The organism is Tardiphaga sp. P4_G1 (assembly GCF_056401215.1).
The window spans coordinates 20,259-45,573 of sequence record NZ_JBFUJU010000005.1 but is presented as its reverse complement, the minus strand read 5'-3'; the positions used below and the strand labels follow the sequence as shown (position 1 = coordinate 45,573).

At 62.6% G+C, this 25,315-nt stretch carries 19 protein-coding genes and 1 riboswitch; of the genes, 13 read left to right on the top strand and 6 right to left on the bottom strand.

Annotation, left to right across the window (positions count from 1 at the left end; genetic code table 11):
* Positions 1-21: 21 nt before the first annotated feature.
* Positions 22-212, bottom strand: a riboswitch (cobalamin riboswitch).
* Between the two features lie 99 nt (positions 213-311).
* Both cobT and cobS read left to right on the top strand, forming a co-directional pair.
* Positions 312-1,367 carry a nicotinate-nucleotide--dimethylbenzimidazole phosphoribosyltransferase gene (gene cobT, locus AC1DUY_RS12935; protein WP_478114719.1) on the top strand — a complete coding sequence of 352 codons (1,056 nt, stop codon included), beginning with the start codon at positions 312-314 and terminating at the stop codon, positions 1,365-1,367.
* Positions 1,368-2,132 (top strand): adenosylcobinamide-GDP ribazoletransferase, encoded by a 765-nt coding sequence (gene cobS, locus AC1DUY_RS12930; RefSeq protein ID WP_478114717.1) that lies wholly within the window; start codon positions 1,368-1,370, stop codon positions 2,130-2,132.
* On the opposite strand, the gene AC1DUY_RS12925 is transcribed toward cobS, so the two are convergent.
* A complete protein-coding gene (locus AC1DUY_RS12925) occupies positions 2,125-2,664 on the bottom strand; it encodes a tyrosine phosphatase family protein (protein ID WP_478114715.1) in 540 nt (179 codons plus the stop codon). The two genes, cobS and AC1DUY_RS12925, sit on opposite strands and share 8 nt — an antisense overlap.
* Before the next feature lie 244 nt (positions 2,665-2,908).
* On the opposite strand from AC1DUY_RS12925, the gene AC1DUY_RS12920 reads away from it, so the two are divergent.
* Positions 2,909-4,897: a putative bifunctional diguanylate cyclase/phosphodiesterase gene (locus tag AC1DUY_RS12920; protein WP_478114713.1), complete on the top strand. Its 1,989-nt coding sequence runs from the start codon at positions 2,909-2,911 to the stop codon at positions 4,895-4,897.
* Here AC1DUY_RS12920 and AC1DUY_RS12915 read toward each other — a convergent pair.
* Positions 4,894-6,156: a Zn-dependent hydrolase gene (locus AC1DUY_RS12915; RefSeq protein ID WP_478114711.1), complete on the bottom strand. Its 1,263-nt coding sequence runs from the start codon at positions 6,154-6,156 to the stop codon at positions 4,894-4,896. The genes AC1DUY_RS12920 and AC1DUY_RS12915 overlap by 4 nt on opposite strands.
* A gap of 124 nt (positions 6,157-6,280) precedes the next feature.
* Here AC1DUY_RS12915 and AC1DUY_RS12910 point away from each other — a divergent pair, with 124 nt between their 5' ends.
* Entirely contained in the window at positions 6,281-7,024 is a 744-nt protein-coding gene (locus AC1DUY_RS12910; protein ID WP_478114709.1) for an SDR family oxidoreductase, read from the top strand.
* A gap of 196 nt (positions 7,025-7,220) precedes the next feature.
* On the opposite strand, the gene AC1DUY_RS12905 is transcribed toward AC1DUY_RS12910, so the two are convergent.
* Complete coding sequence (locus tag AC1DUY_RS12905) at positions 7,221-8,294, bottom strand: NAD(P)-dependent alcohol dehydrogenase (protein ID WP_478114707.1); 1,074 nt, start codon at positions 8,292-8,294, stop codon at positions 7,221-7,223.
* Positions 8,295-9,243: 949 nt separating this feature from the next.
* Positions 9,244-10,416 carry an isovaleryl-CoA dehydrogenase gene (locus AC1DUY_RS12900; protein WP_068734239.1) on the bottom strand — a complete coding sequence of 391 codons (1,173 nt, stop codon included), beginning with the start codon at positions 10,414-10,416 and terminating at the stop codon, positions 9,244-9,246.
* A gap of 260 nt (positions 10,417-10,676) precedes the next feature.
* Between AC1DUY_RS12900 and AC1DUY_RS12895 the strand changes: the two genes are divergently transcribed.
* The 7 genes from AC1DUY_RS12895 to AC1DUY_RS12865 all read left to right on the top strand — a co-directional run bounded on the left by AC1DUY_RS12895 (position 10,677) and on the right by AC1DUY_RS12865 (position 20,725).
* Positions 10,677-11,873 (top strand): cytochrome P450, encoded by a 1,197-nt coding sequence (locus tag AC1DUY_RS12895; protein WP_478115269.1) that lies wholly within the window; start codon positions 10,677-10,679, stop codon positions 11,871-11,873.
* A 48-nt stretch (positions 11,874-11,921) separates the two neighbouring features.
* The gene (locus AC1DUY_RS12890; protein ID WP_478114704.1) at positions 11,922-13,193 is read left to right on the top strand and encodes a cytochrome P450; all 1,272 of its coding nucleotides are present in this window, start codon (positions 11,922-11,924) and stop codon (positions 13,191-13,193) included.
* 47 nt (positions 13,194-13,240) lie between these two features.
* Positions 13,241-14,416 (top strand): acyl-CoA dehydrogenase family protein, encoded by a 1,176-nt coding sequence (locus AC1DUY_RS12885; RefSeq protein WP_089265293.1) that lies wholly within the window; start codon positions 13,241-13,243, stop codon positions 14,414-14,416.
* 9 nt (positions 14,417-14,425) lie between these two features.
* Positions 14,426-15,520: a CaiB/BaiF CoA transferase family protein gene (locus AC1DUY_RS12880; protein ID WP_231079799.1), complete on the top strand. Its 1,095-nt coding sequence runs from the start codon at positions 14,426-14,428 to the stop codon at positions 15,518-15,520.
* A 25-nt stretch (positions 15,521-15,545) separates the two neighbouring features.
* Positions 15,546-16,397 carry an HTD2 family dehydratase gene (locus AC1DUY_RS12875; protein WP_478114701.1) on the top strand — a complete coding sequence of 284 codons (852 nt, stop codon included), beginning with the start codon at positions 15,546-15,548 and terminating at the stop codon, positions 16,395-16,397.
* A gap of 327 nt (positions 16,398-16,724) precedes the next feature.
* Positions 16,725-18,353 (top strand): benzoylformate decarboxylase, encoded by a 1,629-nt coding sequence (gene mdlC, locus AC1DUY_RS12870; RefSeq protein WP_478114699.1) that lies wholly within the window; start codon positions 16,725-16,727, stop codon positions 18,351-18,353.
* Positions 18,354-18,382: 29 nt separating this feature from the next.
* Entirely contained in the window at positions 18,383-20,725 is a 2,343-nt protein-coding gene (locus AC1DUY_RS12865) for a molybdopterin guanine dinucleotide-containing S/N-oxide reductase (protein WP_478114697.1), read from the top strand.
* 244 nt (positions 20,726-20,969) lie between these two features.
* On the opposite strand, the gene AC1DUY_RS12860 is transcribed toward AC1DUY_RS12865, so the two are convergent.
* Complete coding sequence (locus tag AC1DUY_RS12860; RefSeq protein WP_478114695.1) at positions 20,970-21,764, bottom strand: SDR family oxidoreductase; 795 nt, start codon at positions 21,762-21,764, stop codon at positions 20,970-20,972.
* 85 nt (positions 21,765-21,849) lie between these two features.
* A complete protein-coding gene (trhA, locus tag AC1DUY_RS12855; RefSeq protein WP_184518994.1) occupies positions 21,850-22,548 on the bottom strand; it encodes a PAQR family membrane homeostasis protein TrhA in 699 nt (232 codons plus the stop codon).
* 224 nt (positions 22,549-22,772) lie between these two features.
* Between trhA and AC1DUY_RS12850 the strand changes: the two genes are divergently transcribed.
* Together AC1DUY_RS12850 and AC1DUY_RS12845 are read left to right on the top strand one after the other, a co-directional pair.
* Positions 22,773-24,236 carry a YcjX family GTP-binding protein gene (locus tag AC1DUY_RS12850; protein ID WP_175368400.1) on the top strand — a complete coding sequence of 488 codons (1,464 nt, stop codon included), beginning with the start codon at positions 22,773-22,775 and terminating at the stop codon, positions 24,234-24,236.
* Positions 24,233-25,261 carry a YcjF family protein gene (locus AC1DUY_RS12845; protein ID WP_478114693.1) on the top strand — a complete coding sequence of 343 codons (1,029 nt, stop codon included), beginning with the start codon at positions 24,233-24,235 and terminating at the stop codon, positions 25,259-25,261. The genes AC1DUY_RS12850 and AC1DUY_RS12845 overlap by 4 nt, the downstream gene beginning before the upstream one ends.
* Positions 25,262-25,315 lie beyond the last annotated feature (54 nt).

Here is a 25,315-nt window from a genome sequence, read left to right as displayed (position 1 = left end):
CCCCGCCCCGACGACGCCTCCAAAGCACAGTTCGTGATGGCAGGTCTCCTGGCTTGCGAGTCACAGCCTGTTGCCGCCTTCCCAAGAATTCTGAAGAATTCCCAGTGGCACCGGCGCGGGCTCGTCGCTTACAGTTGCGGGGGCAGCGCCGGCCTCAAACCGGCTTCCCTATTCACCTTCCACGCGGAAGGACCATCGTAAAAGACGCTATCTGCCAGGTGCGCCGGGGTCAACCGCGCCGACGGACTGTCGCCCGGACCTGTTGACCTTGCAGGTCGTCTTGCGTCAGTTAGGCCGCGAAAAGGAACCCTATGTCCGCCTATTCCCAGCCCTTGTGGCAGCCGCCCGCCATTGCGCCTGTTGACCCGCAGATCGCGGCAGGAATCCGCGCCGCCATCGACGGCAAGGCCAAGCCGCTGGGATCGCTCGGACGAATCGAGGAGCTGGCATTGCAACTCGGCATGATCCGGCATCCGGGCGAGCCCCGCGGTGACAATGCCGTGCTGCTGGTCTTCGCGGGGGATCACGGACTCGTAGCCGAAGGCGTGTCGCAATATCCGTCGGCGGTCACGGTCGCGATGGTGATGACCTATCTGGCCGGCCGCGCCACGGCCAATGCTTTCGCCGCGGCCAATGACATCGGTGTGCGCGTGATCGACATCGGCGTCGCTGCGGAACTGCCTGTCCATCCGAAGCTGATCGACGCCAAGGTCCGCATGGGTACGGCGAATGCCGCGCGCGAGCCAGCGATGACGGCAGAGCACGCGGCCGATGCGCTGACGCGCGGCTTCAGAATCGCCGTCGGTGAGATCAAGGCCGGCGCAGACATCATCGCGCTCGGCGAGATGGGAATTGGCAACACGGCCTCCTCGGCACTGGTGGTTCATCGACTCGCACCGGCACCCCTGAATGATTGTATCGGCGTTGGCGCCGGGCAGGATGATGCCGGCATGGCGCGCAAGCGCGCGGCGATCACGAAGGCGGCAGCGCGCAGCGACGCAACTGCGCCACTGGATGTGCTGGCCCAATTAGGCGGACTGGAAATCGCGGGCATGGCCGGAGCGATCCTCGGCGCAGCTTCGCAACGGCGGCCGGTGATCATCGACGGCTTCATCTCCAGCGCCGCGGCACTGCTCGCCGTTCGTCTGTGCCCGGCTGCACGCGACTACTGCGTCTTCGCACACCGCTCGGCCGAACGCGGCCATGACATCGTGCTGAACGCGCTCGATGCCAAGCCGCTACTCGATCTCGGCTTGCGGCTCGGTGAAGGCACCGGCGCGCTGCTTGCGGTGCCGTTGGTCCGCGCCGCCGCGCGCATGCTGACCGACGTTGCGAGCCTCGACGACGTGCTGGCCGGAAAGATCTAGATGAGGCTGGATCCGCATCTTTTGAATGCGATCCGTTTCCTGACGGTGCTGCCGGTACCGGCAACTGTCGACGCGCAAGGGCCTGACTGGCTTGCGCGTGCAATGAAGTATTTTCCGGTGGTCGGCGCCGGCATCGGCGCTGCATCCGCAATCGTGTTTCTCGTTGCCGGCGAATTCTGGTCACCGCTGATTTCTGCCCTGCTGGCGATCACGACAAGCATCGCCCTGACCAGCGCGCTGCATGAAGACGGCCTCGCCGACACAGCCGACAGTTTCGGCGGGGGCTGGACCGTCGAGAAGCGCCTTGCGATCATGAAGGACAGCCGCATCGGCACTTACGGGGCGCTGGCACTCGGCCTCGGCGTGGCACTGCGTATCGCGGCACTGGCAACATTACCTGTCTGGGCAGGCGCGGCAGCGCTCTTTGCTCTTCATGCCGCAGCACGCGCCATGCCGGCCTTCGTGATGAACCGCCTGCCCTATAGCGGCGATACCAGTGCGATGAAGGTTACTTACGCCGAGGCGCCCGTACGATTTGAGGAATCGTTGTTTGCACTTGGTGTGGTTGTGCTTGCAGCAATCCCGCTTGCGCTCGTCTCGGTCGCATCGCTTTTTGCGGGTCTTCTGCTCGGCGCAGCGCTCGCCGCATTGCTCGCACTCTGGTCGCGTCGACTGATCGGTGGTTACACCGGCGACGTGCTCGGTGCCGTCGAGCAACTCTTCGAGATCGGTTTTCTGCTCGGCGTCGCAGCCCTGATCAAATAGGCCAGTTCAACGGCAATCGATAAGCCTCACCTTCAAAAGCGTCCGCACCGCGGCCGATGCGTGCGATGGCTTCGACCATGCGGCCGTCGCGGCCAAGCTGTTCGTCGGCCAATTGCACCATCAATTTGTTCGGCGTCACATAAGGCGAACGTTTGCGTAGTTCATCGGCGATCACCGCCTCGTAGCCAGGATTGCGATCGCAGGCGATGGCGTAAGCCGCAGCGCTGGAACGGCTGATACCGGCCCAGCAGTGAATCAGCATCGGGCGATCAGCGATGCTGCCGCGGCCGAATTGAAGAATGGCATCCACGACTTCGGCATCGGGCGCGATCAGGTCCGGCGTTGCTTCGACGATATCGTGAAAGGTTAGCTCCACATGCCGCTCACGCGCCAACCCGCTCCAGTCGCGCTCGCTCGCGGCGGGCGACAGAAGGGTCAGCAGATCGAAGGACGGCAGCGAGTCTGCCACAGCAGCAAGTCCTCCGAGCGAGCTCACATAGATCCATTCGAACACCCTGCTCGCTGTCGTCATGTCCTTCCTCTCACCCACGGCGAATGGACCTTCTTCAACCTCATGCCGCTGCGATGTCGCTGATGCAAGGTCGGTTTCTTAATACCACCCCGACCTTTTCGCACCTGCACCATCGCAAACAGAAGAAAATACACTAATCAGAACAATCGGTTACTCGCTCGAACTTTAGACAACCGAGGCAGGCCAATCTTAAAGAAGTTGCGATAGGTATCTAACTTACCAGTGCAGAGTCCAGGACGGTACGATGCTGAACTACTTCGAAATGGCGGCATCACAAATCGGAACGATCTTCCGGGTGCCGCGCGAAAACCCCGAACTGGTGGAAGCGAAACTCGCTGCCTTCACCCGTCAGGTGCCGATGATGTATGCGCTGGTGGTCGTCAACACGACGGCACTTGCAATCACCTTTTATGGTACTGCGCCACATCTGCTTACCGTCTATCTCCCTGCTGCATTCGATGCAATCTGTGTGATCCGGATACTGAGCTGGTTGAGAGCGCGGAACACCACGCTGTCGCTCAACCAGGCCGTAGAGAAGCTCACCGGCTCGATCATCTTTGCAGGCATTCTCGGCGTCGCGTTCACTGCCTGGAGCCTCAGCCTGTTTCCCTATGGCGACGCCTATAGCAAAAGCCACGTTGCGTTCTTTATGGCCGTCACATCGATCGGCTGCGGCTTCTGCCTCATGCATCTGCGCGCGGCAGCGTTGATCGTGATGGCGCTGGTTGTCGTGCCTTTCGCGTTCTTTTTCGGCTCCAGCGACAATGTCGTCTTCGTCTCCATCGCCTTCAACTTCGTCGTGGTCATCGGGGCCGTTCTCTTTATGCTGCTCGGCAATTACTCCGATTTCGAGAAGCGAGTGAACTCGGAGAAGGCGCTGCGTATCAAGCAGGCTGAACTGCAGGTGCTGAGCGACAAGAATTTTCGGAATTCGAATATCGACAGCCTCACCGGTCTCCCCAATCGCCGGAACTTCTTTGCCGAGCTTGAGCGCGGCATTGTCAACACTGAGCACAGTAGCGGCGGCCTGCTGCTCGGCATCCTGGATCTTGATGGCTTCAAGCCGATCAACGACATCCATGGGCACCACACGGGTGATCGCTTGCTGGTCGAAGTCGCAGACAGACTGCGCGCGCATCTCGCCCCTCACGTGTTTCTGGGCAGACTGGGCGGCGACGAATTCGTCATGTTCAGCGACCAATTGCTCGACCCGGATGCAATTGTTGAGGCGGAAGAGAGCATCGAGAACCTGTTCGACATCCCGTTCGAGATTGATGACATTACAGTTAGCATCAGCTGCTCGATCGGATATGCGGAATTTCCGGACACAGCCAGGACCGCGCAGGATTTGTTCGAGCGCGCCGATTACGCGTTGTTCTTTGCCAAGCAGCACAAGCGTGGCAAGGCCGTCCGGTTTTCAGCAGAACACGAAGCCGATATCCGCGAGGCCTCCTCTGTGAGTCGGGCCCTGGCCAGTGCCGACCTCGAACGGGAATTGTGGATCGCCTACCAGCCGATCATCGACGCAGAAACACAACAGCCCGCGAGCTTCGAAGCCCTGGCGCGCTGGAAGAGCCCGGAGCTCGGCAATGTTCCACCGATGAGCTTCATTGTCGCCGCCGAGCGCTCAGGCATGATCGGCCAGTTGACACCGTTGCTGCTGCGCAAGGCCCTTGAAGGTGCAGCGACATGGCCGGAGCATGTCCGGATTTCGTTCAACCTCTCTGCGGTGGACGTCGCCTCTCCCCTGTCGATCCTCAAGATCATTGCTGTTGTCCAGCAAAGCAAGGTGAAGGCCAGCCGCATCGACTTCGAGATTACCGAGACGGCCGTGATGGGCAATCTCGCACAGGCGACCGAAGCGCTGAATGCCCTGAAGGCTCTGGGGGCCCGCATCTCGCTGGATGATTTTGGCACCGGCTATTCGAGCCTGAGCTGCATTCGCGAATTGCCGCTGGACAAGGTCAAGATCGATCGCAGCTTCATCAGCAAGATCGAGACGGATTCTGCCGCGCGCCTGATCCTGCGCACCATGCTTGGACTGTGCAACGGCCTCGGTCACGACTGCATCGTCGAAGGCGTCGAGAACAGCGAACAGGTCGACTTCCTGCGCAAGGAGCACTGCCGTTTCATGCAGGGTTACTTCTTCGCCAAGCCCATGGGCATCGAGCAGGTCGGCGATTATCTGACCTCTGTTCAACACGGCGCGCTGGCCGAACGCACCGCCAGCTAGTCGTTCTGTCCGTCGAGCAGCCGCACCGCCTCGAACAGTGTTGCCGCCCCGACGGCCAGTTGCTCGGGCTCCGACCATTCCTCCGGGCAATGGCTCTTGCCGTCCTTTGACGGAATGAACAGCATCGCGCTGCGGCCGATATGCGACATGAAAGCCGCGTCGTGACCGGCCCCCGACGCCAGCCGCGTCGTGGAATAACCGAGCTTGGCAGCGCTACGCCCGAGAACGTCAAGCAGATGATCGTCGCAAGGCGCGGGAGGATTTTGCGAGATCAACGCGAAACGCGCGCGCTCGACCTTGGCTCGCCCTGCGATGGCGAGGCTCTCGCGATCGAGCAATGCCACGAATTCATCGACCAGTGCGGCCTTCTCGGCGCGGATATCGAGGATCATGCGCGCACCACCGGGGACGACGTTGGCGGCATTCGGGCTGATCTCGAGGATCCCTGTCGTGGCGACGAAGTGGCCCTGCTTGCGCGCCGCAAACGCATTGGCCTGCTGAGCGACGAGCAGCACGAGTTCGGCGGCGGGCAAGCTTGCATCCCTACGATATTCCATCAGCGTCGAGCCGGCGTGATCGGCGGCGCCCTTCAGCACGATCTCGACGCGGGTGATGCCGGCGATCCCGGTGACGAGACCAAGATCGAGCTTCTTGCTTTCCAGCACGACGCCCTGTTCAATATGCAATTCAAGATAGCCGACGAATTCCGGCTTCTGCATCGACGCAATCGCCGCTGGGTCGCCGCCGACGCGCTTGATGGCATCGGCCAGCGTCTCACCCGCCGCATTGGTGTAAGTCAGCATCCTGGCGTCAAGTTCGCCAACCATGGCGCGGCTGCCGACGCAGGACATACCGTATTCGCTGGGCTCCTCGGCGAGGAAATCCACGATCTCGATCGGATGCCGGGGCTTGTAGCCGGACGCCTGCAGTGCGCGCACCGCCTCCAGCGCCGTCAGGATGCCGGAAATGCCGTCGAAGCGGCCGCCGGATGGCACCGTATCGGAATGCGAGCCGAGCATGATCGGCGGCAGGCCTGCGACACTACCTTCCAGCCGTGCGATCACGTTGGCGGCGGCATCCATGCGCACCGTCATGCCGGCGGCGATATATTGCTCATGCAGCCACGCACGGCCGTCGAGGAAGCGCTGCGAGAACGATCGCCGCGTCCATGGCTTGTCGGGATCGGTGATGGCGGCGAGCGCCATATGGTCGTCCCAGAGGCGGTTCTGATCGATGGGCGGCTTTGTCTCGGTCGGCATGATCGGCATGAGGCTCATGAGTTGGCGGCACTGGCGCCGGCGCGATTATTGTTGAACACTTTGGCCATCGTGAAGCAAGAAAACGATGGACATCGTGAAGCAAGAAACGATCGGGGAGAAAATCGTGAGCAGCAAGACCAGGATCGCATGGGTGACCGGCGGCGGCACCGGAATCGGCAGAGCGGGCGCAGAGGCTCTGCTGGCGGATGGCTGGACGGTGGTCATTTCCGGCCGCCGCGCCGATGTGCTGAAGGGCGTCGCCGATGAACTCGGCGCCGGCGGCAAGCCCGTTGAAGCAATGGCGCTGGATGTCAGCAATGCCGACGACGTCAACAAGGTCGCACAGGCCATCCTCGCCAAACATGGCCGTATCGACCTCCTGGTGAACAGCGCCGGCGTCAACCTGCCGAAGCGGAGCTGGGAAGACGTCACCCAGGACGGCTGGGACCAGATCGTCGACATCAATCTCAATGGCGTGATGTATTGCATGCGCGCGGTGCTGCCGGCGATGCGCGCGCAGAAGGACGGCTGCATCATCAATGTCGCCTCATGGGCGGGGCGCATTGTCTCCAAGATGACGGGACCAGCCTACACCGCCACCAAACATGCGGTGCTGGCGCTGACCCATTCCTTCAACATGGACGAATGCGTCAACGGCTTGCGCGCCTGCTGTCTCTCGCCCGGCGAAGTCGCCACTGACATCATGAAGAACCGTCCGGTGCCGCCGAGTGACGAGGTGATGGCGCGGATGCTGCAGCCGGACGATCTCGGCAAGACCATCGCCTTCATCGCCAGCATGCCGCCGCATGTCTGTATCAACGAGGTGCTGATCAGCCCGACCTGGAATCGCTCGTTCCTGGCCATGTGAGAAGTTGTCTTTTCCCTCCCCCGCTCTTGCGTGGGGAGGGTGGCCGGCCACTTGGCCGGTCGGGTGGGGGCGTCCACGTGAGAGCGTCACTTGTGGCACCCCCACCCCGGCCTATCGGCCGACCCTCCCCGCAAGGGGGAGGGATATCGCGGACGCCAGCGCGCCATTGCGGTGAAGCCTCACTACCCTCCTCACCTCACGGCGTGATTGCGACCTTCAGCACGCCATCGCGCTGGTGCGAGAACAGATCGTAGGCTTTTTCGATATCGTCCAGCCTGTAGTGATGCGTGACCAGCGACGTCAGGTCAACGCGGCCGGAGGCGACGACGTTCATCAGCCGTCGCATCCGCTCCTTGCCACCGGGACACAGGCTGGTGACAATCGTGTTATCGCCGAGGCCCGCCGAAAAGGCGCTCAGGGGAATCTGCAGATCCGTCGAATAGACGCCAAGGCTGCTCAGCGTGCCACCCGGCCGCAGCGCGCGCAGTGCCGATTCGAAGGTGCCTTGCGTACCGAGCGCTTCGATGGCCACATCGACGCCGCGGCCGTCGGTCAGGTCCATGATCTGCTTGACCGGATCACCCTTCTTGAAGTCGACAACGATATCGGCGCCGAGCCGTTTGGCGACCTCGATGCGCGCGGGTACCGTATCGACACCGATGATCGTGGTCGCGCCCATCAGCTTGGCGCCGGCGAGGGCGCAGAGTCCGATCGGCCCCAGAGCGAACACCACCACCGTGTCCCCGATCCTGATGCCGCCGCGCTCGGCACCGGCAAATCCCGTCGACATGATGTCCGGACACATCAGCACCTGCTCATCCGTCAACGCGTCGGGCACCGGACTGAGATTGACCATGGCATCGGGTACCAGCACATACTCGGCCTGCGCACCATCGATCGTATTGCCGAACCGCCAGCCACCGGCCGCCTTGAAGCCGTGCTTGGTTCCAGCGCCATCCTGCGATGAGCAGCCGCAGAGACATGCATAACTGTGACCGCTCGGCGTGATGGCGCCGGCAATGACGCGCTGGCCCTCGCGATAGCCGGTGACGGCGCTCCCGAGCTTCTCAATGATACCAACCGGCTCGTGTCCGATGGTCAGCCCTTTCGCGACCGGATATTCACCCTTGAGGATATGCACATCGGTGCCGCAGATCGTGGTGGTCGTGATGCGCATCAACGCATCGAGCGGGCCGACGTCGGGGATCGGCTTGTCATCCAGAACGATACGACCCGGTTCGACAAATATCGCAGCCTTCATTTGCGGCATGATCCTGCTCCTGCTTGCGACGGTGCGTCGATCGACGCGATGAGCCAATCATCTGCGCATTTTGCCGTGACAGGATTGAGGTGGATCAAGTGGCGATGCCTTTTGAATGTCTCTGAAGTGGCGGACACACAGCCGCGCTTCTGCGTTGCTCTTGATTCAATTTGTCAAACAGCCACTGCTCTTCAGACATGCGACATCGCCCCCATTGTTTGCGGCGCGGGGGCGCCGTCGTCCTTTGCATTCCCACCCTCTTGTGAGAGGGCGTGCGGAACGCCGGGTGCCCGTTGCACCCTTGGGCCTGATGCGATGCGGTCTTCCGCAATTTTAGAGTGCATCAGGACTTTCGGAGGCGCCGAGCAAGTGCCCGACGTTCCGCCTGCGGTGTTTTTTCGGTTGCCTGCACATCTGCCATGGCGAACGGTCCCATCACCAAAATTAATGTCCCAGGGCGGAGGGACAGGGTAGCCGCAAAGCACTTGGCCGAACGCGTTTTGACTTGGTCGTCCGTCACACTGTCCAGGAGTCTGTCCATCCGAAGGTCGGCCGTCTCCTTGCCAGTGGCAGTGCTGGCGCAGATCCGTCCTGCCCGAAGACAGACGTCACCCCCAAACCGCGTAACGCCGCATCTCCGGCGTCCACCGCATCCCACCCCGCGAACGTGACGATCGCGATCGCCCCTCTCGGTGGGGCAGGACGAATGGGAATATAAACCAGACGGGGATGTTGTCAACGGGAGATAGGAAAAAATGTTTAGGCGCTGTCTTCCCGCCCCACACTGTCATTCCGGGGCGCGAGGAGCGCCGAAGGCGGCGTATCGCGCACCCGGAATCTCGACCTGTTTTGCGCTGAACATGTCGGGATTCCGGGCTCATGCCGACCGCTTCGCGGTCCGTCCTGCCCCGGAATGACGAGTGTAGGACGCAGCGTATCGATTAAATCGCCCGCCCCCTCACCCGTTCTTCGCAAACAGCTCCCGCCCGATCAGCATCCGCCTGATCTCGCTCGTGCCGGCGCCGATCTCGTAGAGTTTGGCGTCGCGCAGCAGGCGGCCGGTGGGATAGTCGTTGATATAGCCATTGCCGCCGAGCAGCTGGATCGCGTCGAGCGCGCATTGCGTGGCGCGTTCCGATGCGTAGAGGATGGCGCCGGCGGCATCCTCGCGGGTGGTTTCGCCGCGGTCGCAGGCTTTCGCGACTGCATAAACGTAAGCGCGGGCCGAACTCAGCGCCACATACATATCGGCGATCTTGCCCTGCACGAGCTGGAAGTTGCCGATCGGCTCACCGAACTGCTTGCGCTCGTGCACATAAGGCTGCGCGACGTCGAGACAGGCCTGCATGATGCCGAGCGGGCCCGCCGCGAGCACCGCGCGCTCGTAATCGAGGCCGGACATCAGGACATTGACGCCACGACCGACCTCGGCGAGCACGTTCTCCTCGGGCACCTCGCAATCCTCGAAAACGAGTTCGCAAGTATCCGAGCCGCGCATACCCAGCTTGTCGAGCTTCTGCGCCGTCGAAAAACCCTTCATGCCCTTTTCGATGATGAAGGCGGTGATGCCGCGCGGGCCGGCCGCCGGATCGGTCTTGGCATAGACCACCAGCGTCTGCGCCACCGGGCCATTGGTGATCCACATCTTGTTGCCGTTGAGAACGTAGCGGTCGCCCTTCTTGTCGGCGCGGGTCTTCATCGACACCACGTCCGAGCCCGAACCCGGCTCGGACATCGCGAGGGATCCCACATGTTCGCCCGAGATCAGCTTCGGCAGATATTTGCGCTTCTGTGCTTCATTACCGTTGCGACGCAACTGATTGACGCAGAGGTTCGAATGCGCGCCGTAGGACAGGCCCACCGACGCCGAGGCGCGCGAGATTTCCTCCACCGCGATGACGTGTTCCAGATAGCCGAGCCCGGCGCCGCCGAACTCTTCCTCCACCGTGATACCGTGCAGGCCGAGCGCGCCGATCTTGGGCCAGAGATCGAGCGGAAACTGATTGGTCTTGTCTATGGCTTCGGCGCGCGGCGCGATCTCGTTCTGGGAGAAGTCGCGCACCGTCTCGCGAATCGCGTCCGCAGTCTCGCCGAGATCAAAATTGAACATCCGTTGAGCGTTCGAAATCACAGGGCGCCTCCGGTCAGAACGGCGCGCAAGCGCGCCCGGTTTTGTTGATTGAAATCACCATGTCACGGGCTGAACGGGCTGAGAAGGGGCATAAAGTGGTCCTTGCTCTTGGCCGCGCAACGGGTTGTAATTCATCCAAATAAGCCCTCCGGGACCCAACCACGGAAGGCATGCCAGGGAGAGAACCGATGCTCGATCGCGTCCAGGATTCCGACAGCAGCAAATCCGCCCTAGCCGCCGCTCACGCCCAAGCTTACGGGATGCCGCTCGATGAGTTCGATCCCGGCAATCCCGAACTGTTCCGCACCGATACGTTCTGGCCCTATTTCGAACGGCTGCGCCGCGAGGATCCCGTCCACTACTGCAAGGACAGCATGTTCGGACCGTATTGGTCGGTGACCAAGTACAACGATATCATGCAGGTCGAGACCAATCACGCCACCTACTCCTCCGCCGCGGCATTCGGCGGCATCACCATCCGCGACGCCGGTGTGCAGTTCCGCCGGCCGATGTTCATTGCCACAGATCCGCCGCATCACAGCGCCCAGCGCAAGACAGTGGCGCCGATGTTCGCACCTCACCACATGGACGAGCTCTCCAGCCTGATCCGCAGTCGCACTGCCGAGGTGCTGGACTCCCTGCCCCGCAACGAGACCTTCGACTGGGTCGATCGCGTGTCGATCGAATTGACCACACAGATGCTGGCAACCCTGTTCGACTTTCCCTGGGAGGAGCGCCGCAAGCTCACCCACTGGTCGGATGTCGCCACAATGTTGCCACCCACGCCCGAGGCCGAGCTGGAGCGGCAGAGAGAACTGCGCGAATGCGGCGAGTATTTCGGCCGGTTGTTTCAGGAGCGACTCAATGCGCCGCCGAAGAGCGACCTGATATCGATGATGGCGCATAGCGAGGCCACGCGGCATCTCGATCCGGAGAGTTTTCTCGGCAACATCATTCTGCTGATCGTCGGCGGCAACGACACAACGCGCAATTCGATGTCCGGCGGCGTCTACGCGCTCAATCAATTCCCCGGCGAATATGACAAGCTGCGCGCCAATCCCGCGCTGATCGAGAGCATGGTGCCGGAGATCATCCGCTGGCAGACGCCGCTCGCACATATGCGGCGCACGGCGGTGCAGGACACCGAGCTCGGCGGCAAGCAGATCAGGAAGGGTGACAAGGTCGTAATGTGGTACGTCTCGGGCAACCGCGATGACGAGGTCATCGAAAACCCCAACGAATTCACCATCGACCGCATCAGACCGAACCGCCATCTGTCATTCGGCTTCGGCATCCACCGCTGCGTCGGCCTCAGACTTGCCGAACTTCAATTGAAGATTGTGTGGGAAGAGATCATCAAGCGCTTCGACAGGATCGAAGTTGTCGGCGAACCGCGCCGCGTCTTTTCGAGCTTCGTGAAGGGCTACGAGACACTGCCTGTGCGGATCGCTGGCTGAACCAGCGACCGCGACGGCTCAGGATCGATTTTTTGGAGAGCAGACGCCATGAATATCCAAGCCAGGATCAATCCTGACAAAGCCGAGATCCAGCGCGTCGCGCGCGAGATCGCCTATTCGACACCGCTGAAGGACTTCCATCCCGGCGCGCCGAAATTGTTCGCGACCGATACGCTGTGGCCGTTCTTCGAACGGCTGCGCAAGGAAGAGCCGGTGCATTACTGCACCAATGCACCGATCGAGCCCTACTGGTCGGTGACCAAGTATCACGACATCATGCATGTCGACACAAATCACGGCATCTTCTCGTCCGACGTGAAGCATGGCGGCATCGCGATCCGCGACGTGCCGGAAGGCTATGACTGGCCGAGCTTCATCGCCATGGATGAGCCGAAGCACAGCGCACAGCGCAAGACCGTGACGCCGATGTTCACGCCAACGCATCTCGACGAGATGGCGGTGCTGATCCGTGGGCGCGTGTGCAAGGTGCTCGACGGACTACCGCGCGGCGAGACCTTCGACTGGGTCGAACGCGTCTCGGTCGAACTCACCACGCAGATGCTTGCGACCCTGTTCGACTTCCCGTGGGAGGAGCGCCGCAAGCTGACGCGCTGGTCGGACGTGTCCACAGCGCTGCCAAAAAGTGGAATCGTGTCGTCGGAGGAAGAGCGCCGCCGCGAGATGGATGAATGCGCCGCCTATTTCCAGAAGCTCTGGAACGAGCGCGTGAATTCCGACCCGCGGAATGACCTGATTTCCATGATGGCGCATAGCGACGCGACGCGCTTCATGGATCCCGACACGCTGATGGGCAATATCATCCTGCTCATCGTCGGCGGCAACGATACCACCCGCAACACCATGACCGGCTCGGTGCTGGCGCTGAACGAGAACCCCGACCAGTATCAGAAGTTGCGCGACAATCCGTCACTTATCGAGACCATGGTCCCCGAAGTGATCCGCTGGCAGACGCCGCTGGCGCATATGCGCCGTACCGCCATGCAGGATACTGAACTCGGCGGCAAGAGCATCAAGAAGGGCGACCGGGTGGTGATGTGGTACGTCTCGGGCAACCGCGACGAGGAGGTGATCGAGCGCCCCAACGAGTTCATCATCGACCGCGCGCGGCCCAAGATTCACCTGTCATTCGGTTTTGGCATACACCGCTGCGTGGGCATGCGCCTGGCGGAGTTGCAATTGAGGATCGTTTGGGAGGAGATACTGAAACGGTTCGAGAACATCGAAGTTGTGGGGGAACCCAAGCGCGTGTATTCGAGCTTCGTTAAAGGCTACGAGACCCTGCCAGTCAGAATCTCCTAGCCGGTCAGGATTCATAATTTTCCCCTCAAGAAGAGAAGCTCAATTCCTTGACGAAACACCATCCCGCGGAACAGGACGAATTCCACGATATCCGCGATGCCGTTGCCAAACTGTGCGCACAGTTCCCCGGTGAATACTGGCGCAAGCTCGACCGCGAGATGGCCTATCCGAAGGCTTTTGTCGATGCATTGACGGAAGCCGGATACCTGTCGGTTCTGATCCCCGAGGAATATGGCGGCTCCGGCCTCAAGCTGTCGGCTGCAGCGGCGATCCTCGAAGAGATCCAGCGCGCCGGTTGCAATGGCGGCGGCTGCCACGCGCAGATGTATACGATGGGCACGGTGCTGCGTCATGGCAATGACGAGCAGAAGGCCAAGTGGCTGCCGAAGATCGCATCAGGCGAAGTTCGCCTGCAGGCCTTCGGCGTTACCGAGCCGACCTCCGGCACCGACACATCCTCGCTGAAGACGGTGGCGAAGAAGGACGATAACGGCGACTACATCGTCAACGGCCAGAAGATCTGGACCAGCCGCGCCGAATATTCCGACCTGATGGTGCTGCTCGCGCGCACCACGCCGAAGGAACAGGCCGCGAAGCGCACCGATGGTCTGTCGGTGTTTCTGGTGGACATGAAGGAGGCCAAGAAGAACGGCCTCGAGATCCGCCCGATCCGCACCATGATGAACCACGCCACCACCGAAGTGTTCTTCACCGACATGAAGGTGCCGGCGGAAAACCTGATTGGCGAAGAGGGCAAGGGCTTCCGCTACATCCTCTCCGGCATGAATGCCGAGCGCATCCTGATCGCCAGCGAATGCGTCGGCGATGCCAAGTGGTTCATCGCCAAGGCAAGCGCTTATGCCAAGGAGCGCCAGGTGTTCGGTCGCCCGATCGGCCAGAACCAGGGCATCCAGTTTCCCATCGCCAAGGCCTATGCGAATATGCGCGCGGCCGAATTAATGGTGAAGGAAGCACTGCGCAAATATGAAGCCGGCATGGAATGCGGCGCCGAGGCCAACATGGCCAAGATGCTCGCGGCCGACGCGTCCTTCGAGGCGGCCAATGCCTGTATCCAGACCCATGGCGGCTTCGGCTTTGCCGAGGAATACGACGTCGAGCGCAAATTCCGCGAGACGCGTCTGTATCAGGTGGCGCCGATCTCGACCAACCTGATCCTGTCCTTCGTGGCCGAGCACGTACTCGGCATGCCGCGCTCGTATTGAGATAGACATATGCTGCCGCTCAAGGGACTGACCGTCATCGCCGTTGAACAGGCGGTGGCCGCACCATTCTGCAGTTCGCGGCTCGCGGATGCCGGCGCACATGTCATCAAGATCGAGCGACCCGAAGGCGACTTCGCCCGCGGTTACGACGCCGCGGCGAAGGGCCAGAGCAGCTATTTCGTCTGGCTCAACCGCGGCAAGGATTCCGTGGTGGTCGATCTCGCAACTCCAGACGGCCGCAAGGCCATGGAAGAGCTGATCGCCACTGCCGACGTGCTGATCCAGAACCTCAAGCCCGGCTCGATGGACAAGCTCGGATTCACCCGCGAACGACTGCGCAAGGACTATCCGCGGCTGATCTGCGCCACCATCACCGGCTATGGCGACACCGGCCCCTACGCCCATCGCAAGGCCTATGACCTGCTGATCCAGGCCGAGAGCGGGCTGGCGTCGATCACCGGCGGCCCCGAAGGCCCGTCGCGCGTCGGCGTCTCCATCGTCGATGTCGCCACCGGCGCTGCCGCGCATGCGGCGATCCTGGAAGCGCTGATCGGGCGTTCGGTGACCGGCGAAGGCGCCGATATCCGCATCTCCATGTTCGACGTGATGGCCGACTGGCTCACCGTGCCGCTGCTCAATGCCGAAGCCGGCAACGAGCCGAAGCGCATGGGCCTCGCGCATCCCTCGATCGCGCCCTATGGCGTGTTTCGCTCCAAGGACGGCAAGGACATCCTGATCTCGATCCAGAGCGAGCGCGAATGGAAGATCCTCTGCGCCAAGGTGCTCGGCGATGCCGCGCTGGCGAGCGATTCACGCCTGGTCAACGGCGTCGAGCGCGTACGCAACCGCGCCTTTACCGACCAGACCGTCAGCGACATCTTCGGATCGCTCAGCCGCGATGAATTGCTGAAGCGCCTGACCGACGCCGACATCGCGTTTGCGGAAGTGAACACCATGGCGGATCTCACCACCCATCCGCATCTGCGCCGCATCACGGTGAACACGCCGAACGGCGAGGTGTCGTATCCGGCGCCGGCCGCGATCTGGGTCGATGCGCCGCGCAGCTACGGCGCCGTGCCCGGCATCGGCGAAGTGCAGAAGTAAACGTCAAGATCACACGGAGGTCATCGTGACCGACAAACTCGACATCGATCATCTCAAGCAGTGGATCGGTCGCACCATTGAGGCCTCCGACATCGTGACTGCGCAGCTCGTGAAGGGCCTCCGCGCGACGCTGTTTCTCGACATCGGCACGCCGAAGCCCGGTGATGCCGCGCCCTTCACCACGCAGTGGTGCCTGGCGCAGCCGGTCGCGGCGATGGACAAGCTCGGGCCCGACGGTCATCCTGCCCGCGGCGGATTTCTCCCACCGGTGCCGCTGCCGCGCCGCATGTGGGCGGGCGGTGAGTGCCAGTTTCTCGACCCGCTTGTTGTCGGAGATGAAGTCACACGCTCGTCGAAGATCCTCGACGTCAATCTGAAGACCGGCTCGACCGGCGCGCTGTGCTTCGTCAATGTCGAGCACCTGATCACGACGAAGCGTGGCCTCGCCATCCGCGAGCGCCAGGACATCGTCTACAGGGACATGCCGACGAGCATGGCGCCGCTTGCACCGGCGCCGAAGGAAGTGCCAAAGGCCCAGCATCAGGAAACGCATTACGCCGATCCCGTGCTGCTGTTTCGCTACAGCGCGCTGACCTTCAACGGTCACCGCATCCATTACGACCGCGACTATGTCACCAAGGTCGAGTTCTATCCGGGCCTCGTGTTTCATGGGCCGCTGCAGGCGGCCTTGCTGGTGGAGTTCGCGGCGAAGCTGAAGGGCGGCAAGGCGCCGGCGAAATTCAGCTATCGCGGCGTGTCACCGCTGTTCGACGGCGCGGATTTTTCGGTGAATGCGAACGAGACAGCGGACGGGCTCGACGTCTGGACCGCCAATGACAAGGGCGCGCCGACCATGAAGGCGACCGCGAGCTGGTAGCCGAAGGAGCGCGCTGATCTTACCTCTCCCCGCATTGCGGGGAGAGGTCGCCGCGCCTTCGCATTGCGCTGTAAGAGCCCAACTCACTCCGCTTTCGGATCGCTCAATTCTTCGACCCGAGCATCCTGCAAATTTCGCGGGCGATGTGCCACGCCCCTCACCCCACCCCTCTCCCCGCGCAAGATGCGGGGAGAGGGAGCGACGGCGCGCCTCCGCTCCGTCAGCGCGGTTTCACCCCGCCTCCCCGATTGACTCCCGGCCCCCTCCTGCTGTTGATGAGTCAACAACACACGGCAGACAACTGCCCGATCCCGTGAGGAAACCGCCTTGGCCCGCGACAGCAACAAAACCGCCGCCCGTAGTCCCGTGACCGTCAAGGACGCCACGCTCAATCTGCTGCGCGGCTTCGGCATCACCAAAGTCTTCGGCAATCCCGGCTCCACCGAACTGCCGTTCCTGTCCGACTGGCCCGACGACATCGATTACGTGCTCGGCCTACAGGAAGCCTCGGTGATCGGCATGGCCGACGGCTATGCGCAGGCGACGCGCAATGCCGCTTTCGTCAATCTGCATTCCGCCGCCGGCGTCGGCCATGCGCTGGGCAATATCTACACCGCGCACCGCAACCAGACGCCGATGGTCATCACCGCCGGCCAGCAGGCGCGCAGCATTCTGCCGCTGCAAGCATTTCTCTATGCGGAACGCGCGTCGGAATTTCCGCGGCCTTATGTGAAATACAGCGTCGAGCCTGCGCGTGCGGAGGATGTGCCCGCCGCGATCGCCCGCGCCTATTATGTGGCGATGCAGCCGCCTTGCGGACCGACTTTCGTGTCGGTGCCGATCGACGACTGGACGCATCAGGCCCAACCTCTCGAGGCGCGTTATGTGAGCCGCGAGCTCGGGCCAGATCCCAAGGCGATGCAGGAACTCGTCGCCGCACTCAACACAAGCCAGAACCCTGCATTGATCGTCGGCCCCGGGATCGACCGCGCAAACGCCGTCGATCTCATGATCAGCGTCGCTGAGAAAACGAAGGCCGCCGTCTGGGTCAGTCCGTTCTCGGCGCGTTGCAGTTTCCCGGAACTTCATCCGCAATTTGCAGGCTTCCTGCACGCCTCGCCGGCGCAACTCTCCGATGCACTCCGCGAACACGATCTGGTCGTCGTGATCGGCGCGCCGGTGTTCACCTTCCACGTCGAAGGTCATCCCGCAATCTTCGATGGCGACACCACGATCTTCCAGATCACGGACGATGCGGACTCGGCTGCCGTCGCGCCGATCGGCACCAGCATCATTGCGACCATGAAGCCGGCGCTCAAGCTGCTGCTCGATCTGCTACCAGACACCAAGCGAAATGTTGCGAAGGGTCGCATCCTGCCGCCACCGCCCGCGGGTGCTGACCCGATCCCGATAGATTATCTGCTGCACACCCTGTCGCGGGCCATGCCATCGGATGCGATGCTGGTGGAAGAAGCGCCCTCGCATCGCCCGGCGATGCAGAAGTATCTTCCGATGCGCGGCGCCAATAGTTTCTACACCATGTCGTCGGGCGGCCTCGGCCACTCCCTGCCGGCATCCGTCGGCATGGCACTGGGCTATCCGGATCGACGCACCGTGTGCCTGATCGGCGACGGCTCGGCGATGTATTCGATCCAGGCACTGTGGACCGCCGCGCAGCGTAAATTGCCTTTAACCGTAGTGGTTATCAACAATTCCGGTTACGGCGCGATGCGTTCCTTCAGCCAGGTGATGCAGGTGCGTAATGTTCCCGGGCTGGATCTGCCTGGTCTGGATTTCGTCAAATTGGCCGAAGGCATGGGCGCGCATGCCTTGCGCGTCAGCAAATCATCGGAACTTGCGGGTGCTTTCGCGGCCAGTCTGCAACATCCGGGCGTCAGCCTTGTCGAAGTCATCGTCGACTCGGCCGTTCCAGTGCTTTATGGACAGAAGCATTGATATGACGGGATCATAACGGAAGGGCCGGCATGACCAAGCAGCCGAACGACAACGCCAAGAAAACGCACAGCTCCCACTGGGGTGCCTTTTCCGGACAATGGGTCGACGGCAAGCTGGTCATCACACCGCATCCGATCGATCCCGATCCGAATCCGATCATCCAGAATTTCCCCGAGGCGCTCCGCCACAAGGCGCGCATCGCCAAGCCGATGGTGCGCCGTGGCTGGCTCGAAAATGGCCCCGGCCCGGATGACCGTCGCGGCCGCGACGCATTCGTCGAGATGGAATGGGACGAGGTGCTCGACCTGCTCGCCGGCGAATTGAAGCGCGTCAAGGACACGCACAGTGCCAAGGCGATCTATGGCGGCTCCTATGGCTGGTCCAGCGCCGGACGCTTCCATCATGCGCAGAGTCAGATCCATCGTTTTCTGAATGTCGCGCTCGGGGGCTATGTGCGTTCGGTCAACAGCTACTCGGCCGGCGCGTCGACGGTTCTCATTCCGCACATCCTCGGCAACTACGAAGACATGACCCGCCGCAATATCGGCTGGGATGAGATCGTCGAGCACACCGATATCATTCTCGCCTTCGGCGGCATGAACACCAAGAACTCGCGCGTCGCCGGCGGCGGCATCAGCAAGCATACCGAACATCGCGACATGATCGCACTGAGCAAGCGTGGCGGCGAACTGGTGCTGATCTCGCCACTGAAGAGCGATCTGCCGGATGAAGTGAACCAGGACTGGGTCGCCGCGCGTCCCGGCACCGACGTGGCACTGATGCTCGGCATCGCGCACACCGCGGTGATGGACGGCGCGCATGACCGCGCGTTCCTCGCCAGCCATACCCATGGCTGGGATACTTTCGAAGACTATCTGATGGGCCGCAGCGACGGCCAGCCGAAGGATGCGGCGTGGGCCGCTGCGATCACCGGCCTCACTGCCGACGCCATCCTCACGCTGGCGCGTCGCCTGCCCGGCAAGCGTGCGCTCTTTGTTGTTGCGCATTCACTGCAGCGCGCGAAGCATGGCGAACAGCCGGTTTGGATGGCTTCGGTGCTGTCGGCGATGTTCGGACAATCGGGCCTGCCCGGCGGCGGCTTCGGCTATGCGCTCGGCGCCATCGCCAATTACGGACGCCGCCAGAATGCCGTGCCGATCGCCGGCCTGCCGCAGGGCAAGAACGGCGTCAGCGAATTCATCCCGGTGGCGCGTGTCAGCGACATGCTGCTCAATCCCGGCGCACCGTTCGAATATAACGGCGCGCATATGACCTATCCGGATATCAAGCTGGTCTATTGGGCCGGCGGCAATCCGTTCCATCACCATCAGGACCTCAACCGCCTGCGCAAGGCTTTCGCGCAGGTCGACACGCTGGTGGTGCACGATCTCGCCTGGACCGCATCGGCACGCCACGCCGACTTCGTGCTCCCCTGTACCATGTCGCTGGAGCGCGAGGACATCGGCAGCTCGCAAACCGATCCGATGATGGTCGCGATGCATCAGATGGCCGAGCCGTTCGGCGACGCGCGCAACGACTACGCGATCTTCACCGGTCTCTCGCAGCGTCTCGGCAAGGCCGATGAATTCACCGAAGGCCGCACGCCGCGTGAATGGCTGAAGCATCTCTATCAGCCGACCTATGACGGGCTCAAAGCCAAAGGTCTCGACGCGCCTGACTTCGACGCCTTCTGGGCGGCCGGCGAAGTCATGCTGCCGCAATTGCCGCTGGATGGCGGCACGCTGCGCGCATTCCGCGAGGATCCCGAGGGCACGCCCCTGCCGACCACCAGCGGCAAGATCGAGATCACGTCCGACACGATCGCCAGCTTCGCTTACGACGACTGCCCCGGCCATCCGGTCTGGCTGACGCCAGAAGACACTGTCGATGCGACCAATCCGCTGCAGCTCGTCGCCAATCAGCCGGCGTCGCGCCTGCACAGCCAGCTCGATTTCGGCGGCCATAGCAGCGCCGAGAAGCGCCGCGGCCGCGAAGTGGCCCGCATGCATCCGGTCGATGCGGATGTGCGCGGCATCAAGGACGGCGACATCATCAAGCTGTTCAACCAACGCGGTTCGTGCCTCGCCTCGGTGGTGGTCACCGAAGACGTGATGGCCGGCGTGGTGCAGTTGCCGACCGGTGCCTATTACGATCCGGAAGATCCGAACGAGGAGAAGCCGCTCTGCGTGCACGGCAATCCGAACGTGCTGACAAGGGACACCGGCACCTCGCGTCTCGCGCAAGGCTGCACCGGCCAGCTCACGGTGGTGAATGTCGAGAAGTTCACCGGCAACCTGCCGCCGATCCAGGCCTATGATCCGCCAGTCCCGGTGATCCGGCCACGCCCGCCGAAGCTGGAAGCGGCGGAATGATCTTACCTCTCCCCGCTCTTTGCGGGGAGAGGTCGCCGCGTCTTCGCGGCGGGTGAGGGGCCGCGCGCGACATTCGCCACAGCGCCAGTCTCTCGGGTCGCGAAATTCCTTGAACGACACGGCATCATTCAGAGAGATCCGAGAGGGCTTCTGTGTGGCTGGCCGTGTGCCATGCCCCTCACCCGGCGCTACGCGCCGACCTCTCCCCGCAAAGAGCGGGGCGAGGTTGAGAAAGCATCCACCCCTACTTCCCAAACGTCTCCCGCATCTTCGCCTGGATCTTGGCCATGCCGCCGATCCAGCGATCGTAGTTCTCGGTCTTCTTGCGCATGTAGTCGATGACCTGCTTGTGCGGCAGGATCAGGAACGTCTCCGCCTCGATGCCGGCGAGCGCATCCTGCGCCACCTGTTCCGGCGACAGGTTGCCGTCATTGGATTGCGGGCCCTTCGGAATGTTCTTCAGCATATTGGTATCGACACCCTGCGGGCACAGGATCGAGACCTTGATGTTATCTGCCCGGTGCGAGATCGCGAGATTTTCGGCGAACCCCACCGCGGCATGTTTGGTGGTCGAATAGGCCGGGCTGCCGACTTGCGAGAGGAGCCCCGCGGCAGAGATCGTGTTGAGGAAGTAGCCGCCGCCGCGCGCCTTGTAGAGCGGGATCAGATGCCGCGCCGCATAGACATGGGCCATCACATGAATCGCCCAGCTCTTCGCCCATGGTTCATCCGACGTGCCACCGGCATTCGGGCTCATGGGATCGAAGCCGCCGCCGATGCCAGCATTGGAGCAGAACAAAGCGATCGGCCCATAATGCCGTTCGGTCAGTTCGATCACATGCTGGATGTCTTTTTCCTTGCCGACATCGCATCGGAACGCGGCGCCGCCGATGGCCTCCGCAACGGCCGTCGCCCGCTCACCATCGAGATCGACGACGACGACTTTCGCTGCGCCTGCTTGATGAAATGTCTCGCATAGCGCCTGGCCGATGCCATTGGCGCCACCGGTCACGACGACGACCTTGCCGTCTACCCGCATGCCGCACTCCCTTTTTGTTTGTTTTTGTTTCTTATTAGAGCATGATCTGATCCGAAAACCGGTACCCACTTTTCGGGATCATGCTCTAGGTGCTCAGCACCATGTCGAGCACGGCCGTATAGTGGCATGCGGCGCCGAGCAGGACAAATGCGTGCCAGATGGCGTTCTGGAAACGCAGCCGCTGCCAGGCGTGGAATACGACGCCCAGCGTATACAGCGTGCCGCCGGCGGCGACGAACCACATGGTGAGCGGCGGCAGCGGCGTGAACACGGCGTCATAGGCCATCAATCCGCTCCAGCCCATGGCGAGATAGAGCACGACCGCAAGGCGATCGAAACGGCCGGGATAAACCAGCTTGATGACGATGCCGGTGATGGCGACGCTCCACACGCCGGCCAGCAGCGAGATCGCGAGCCGCGTGTTGGCGATCTGCGCGAAGAACGGCGTGTAGGTCGCCGCGATCAGCAAGTAGATCGCGGAGTGATCGAAGCGGCGCAGGAACCATTTTCGCGGCGACACCGGCCACATATTATAGATGGCCGACAGCACCAACATGGCCAGCAGGCCCACGGAATAGACCGAGACGGTCACCACTTCATAGGCGGTGGCGAAAACGGCAGCGAGCACGATGAGGACAGTGGCGGCGATCAGGCCGGAGAACACGCCGAGACCGTGAACGATGCCGTCGGCGATCAGTTCGGCACGGTCGTAATTCCAGCGGATCGCGCCGGCCACCATGTGAGCGGAATTACTGGTCAGTTCTTTGATACGGAAAACGGTCATGGTGGCGTCAACCCGGCCGGTGCGATGCGGTGAGCTTGCCCCGTAAGCCCGCCTGTGACTTCCCCTGAAATCAGCGATAGATCATAGGCTGGAGATCGTCAACGAAAGCCAAACGACGAAGTGACGACGCTTTCGTGACGAACTTGATTTCAGTCAGACAATCGCCATTTTTAGAGGCAGACCAACACCCGCGCACCATTCACCATGATGAGCTTTCCCGCACGATGCCCAGCCTGTCCGAACTCGTCGAAGAAGCACGGCTGTCCGCGCGCGCATTGCTCGATTATGGCGATGGTCTGTTCAATCCCACAGTGCGGCTTGGGGTCACAGGCCTGTCGCGCGCCGGCAAGACGGTCTTCATTACCGCGCTGGTGCATGGCCTGACGCGCGGCGGACGCTTTCCCGTCTTCGAGTCGCTCGCCACCGGACGCATCGCCAAGGCGCGTCTCGCGCCGCAGCCCGACGATGCCGTTCCCCGGTTCGCCTATGAAGAGCATCTGCGCACGCTGATCGACGACCGCCGCTGGCCGAACTCCACCACCGATATCAGCGAGCTGCGTCTGGTCATCGACTATCAGCGCACGAGCGGCGCCGACCGCACGCTGACCCTCGACATCGTCGACTATCCCGGCGAATGGCTGCTGGATCTGCCGCTGCTCAGCAAGAGCTATGAGGAATGGTCCGCGGAGAGCCTTGCGCTATCGCGGCAGGGACCGCGCGCGGCGCTGGCTGCGGCGTTTCACGCGCATCTTGCCACGCTCGATCCCAATGCACCGGAGAACGAGCAGGCGACGCTGATCGCAGCAAAACTCTTCACCGACTATCTGCGCGCCTGCCGCGACGAACGCTTTGCCATGAGCCTGCTGCCGCCGGGCCGCTTCCTGATGCCCGGCAATCTCGCGGGCTCGCCGGCGCTCACCTTTGCGCCGCTCGACGTCGCCAGCGATGGCAGTGCACCGGATGGTTCGCTGTGGGCGATGATGAAGCGACGCTATGAGGCCTACAAGGACGTCGTCGTCCGCCCGTTCTTTCGCGATCACTTCTCGCGGCTGGATCGGCAAATCGTACTCGTCGATGCGCTCTCTGCCTTCAACGCGGGACCCGAAGCACTCCACGATCTCGAAGCCGCCCTCGCCGGCATCCTCGATTGTTTCCGCATCGGCCGCAGCACGATCCTCAGCACGCTGTTTCGGCCGCGCGTCGATCGCATCCTGTTTGCGGCGACCAAGGCCGATCATCTGCATCATCTCAGCCACGACCGGCTGGAGGATGTGCTCCGGCGCACCGTGACCAAGGCGGTATCGCGCTCGGAGCTGGCTGGTGCATCCGTTGACGTCGTCGCCATCGCCGCGGTGCGCGCCACCAAGGAAGCGCTGGTGCAACGCGGCCGCGACAAACTACCGTCGATCCTCGGCACGCCGGCCGCCGGCGAGGTCGCCAATGGCGAGACCTTCGACGGCGAGACCGAAGTCGCGACTTTCCCCGGCGATCTGCCGACCGATCTCGATGGGCTGTTCGCCGGTGGCTCCTTCAAGGGCCTCTCGACAGATGCCGCCGACAAGGCCGACTATCGCTTCCTGCGCTTCCGCCCGCCGCTGCTCACCCGCGACGGCGGCGAGGAGCCGGCGCTGCCTCACATCCGCCTCGACCGCGCGCTCCAGTTCCTGATCGGAGACAGGCTGCAATGACCGACCGTACGCGCCGCCCGGCCACGTTCCGGCTCGACGATCCCCACGTCACCGTCATGGATGCCGACGAGGACGCCGGCCACCTCAAACGCGGCACTATCCGCATCACGCCCGAAGCCGATCCGATGGCGATGCCCGTCGTCCTCGACGAGCCGCTACGACCCGTACGATCGGGCTTCCGCTGGGGCACGCTGTTCTGGACCGGACTCGGCGGCCTCGTGCTGCTCGGCACGGGTCTCGGCGTCACGCAGCTGGTCCGCGACCTGTTCGCCATCAATGACGGCCTCGGTTTTCTCGGCCTCGGCTTCGCCGCGCTGGTCAGCATCGCGCTGATCGCCATCATCACACGCGAGGCGCTCAGCCTGATGCGGCTCGCCACCATCGAGAAGCTGCATGCCCGCGCGCTGGCCGTGATCGCCAGCGACGACCATGCCGAGAGCCGCGCTGTGCTGGCCGACCTGCTGAAGCTCGCACATACCAATCCGCGCCTCGCCCGCGCGCGCACGGCCCTGCAAGGCCATGCCGACGATATCATCGACGGTGCCGATCTCATTCGCGTGGCCGAACGTGAATTGATGAGCCCGCTCGACATCGAAGCGCGTCGCCTCGTCTCGGTCGCCGCGCAACGCGTCTCGGTGGTGACCGCCGTCAGCCCGCGCGCGGTGGTCGATGTCCTGTTCGTCGCTGCGGCTGCGATCCGGCTGGTGCGCCAACTCGCAAAACTCTATGGTGGCCGGCCGGGGACGCTGGGCATGATCACGCTGATGCGTCATGCCATCAGCCATCTCGCCATCACCGGCGGCATGGCCGCCAGCGACAGCATGATCCAGCAGGTGCTCGGCCACGGCATCGCCGCGAAACTCTCGCAGCGGCTCGGCGAAGGCGTGCTCAATGGCCTGCTCACCGCAAGGCTCGGGCTTGCTGCGATCGACGTGACACGTCCATTGCCATTCACGGCGCTCCCACGCCCGCAGCTTGGCGATCTCGCGAAGGATCTGCTGCGGAAGCGGGACGGCGAGGATTAGCTCATTTTGGCGCAGTGATCGTAGGATGGGTAGAGCGAAGCGAAACCCATCACG

Coding starts and splice junctions, on each gene's coding strand:
- cobT (WP_478114719.1), top strand. CDS start 312: ATGTCCGCCTATTCCCAGCCCTTGTGGCAGCCGCCCGCCATTGCGCCT.
- cobS (WP_478114717.1), top strand. CDS start 1,368: ATGAGGCTGGATCCGCATCTTTTGAATGCGATCCGTTTCCTGACGGTG.
- AC1DUY_RS12925 (WP_478114715.1), bottom strand. CDS start 2,664: ATGACGACAGCGAGCAGGGTGTTCGAATGGATCTATGTGAGCTCGCTC.
- AC1DUY_RS12920 (WP_478114713.1), top strand. CDS start 2,909: ATGCTGAACTACTTCGAAATGGCGGCATCACAAATCGGAACGATCTTC.
- AC1DUY_RS12915 (WP_478114711.1), bottom strand. CDS start 6,156: ATGCCGACCGAGACAAAGCCGCCCATCGATCAGAACCGCCTCTGGGAC.
- AC1DUY_RS12905 (WP_478114707.1), bottom strand. CDS start 8,294: ATGCCGCAAATGAAGGCTGCGATATTTGTCGAACCGGGTCGTATCGTT.
- AC1DUY_RS12895 (WP_478115269.1), top strand. CDS start 10,677: ATGCCGCTCGATGAGTTCGATCCCGGCAATCCCGAACTGTTCCGCACC.
- AC1DUY_RS12890 (WP_478114704.1), top strand. CDS start 11,922: ATGAATATCCAAGCCAGGATCAATCCTGACAAAGCCGAGATCCAGCGC.
- AC1DUY_RS12880 (WP_231079799.1), top strand. CDS start 14,426: ATGCTGCCGCTCAAGGGACTGACCGTCATCGCCGTTGAACAGGCGGTG.
- AC1DUY_RS12865 (WP_478114697.1), top strand. CDS start 18,383: ATGACCAAGCAGCCGAACGACAACGCCAAGAAAACGCACAGCTCCCAC.
- AC1DUY_RS12860 (WP_478114695.1), bottom strand. CDS start 21,764: ATGCGGGTAGACGGCAAGGTCGTCGTCGTGACCGGTGGCGCCAATGGC.
- trhA (WP_184518994.1), bottom strand. CDS start 22,548: ATGACCGTTTTCCGTATCAAAGAACTGACCAGTAATTCCGCTCACATG.
- AC1DUY_RS12850 (WP_175368400.1), top strand. CDS start 22,773: ATGCCCAGCCTGTCCGAACTCGTCGAAGAAGCACGGCTGTCCGCGCGC.
- AC1DUY_RS12845 (WP_478114693.1), top strand. CDS start 24,233: ATGACCGACCGTACGCGCCGCCCGGCCACGTTCCGGCTCGACGATCCC.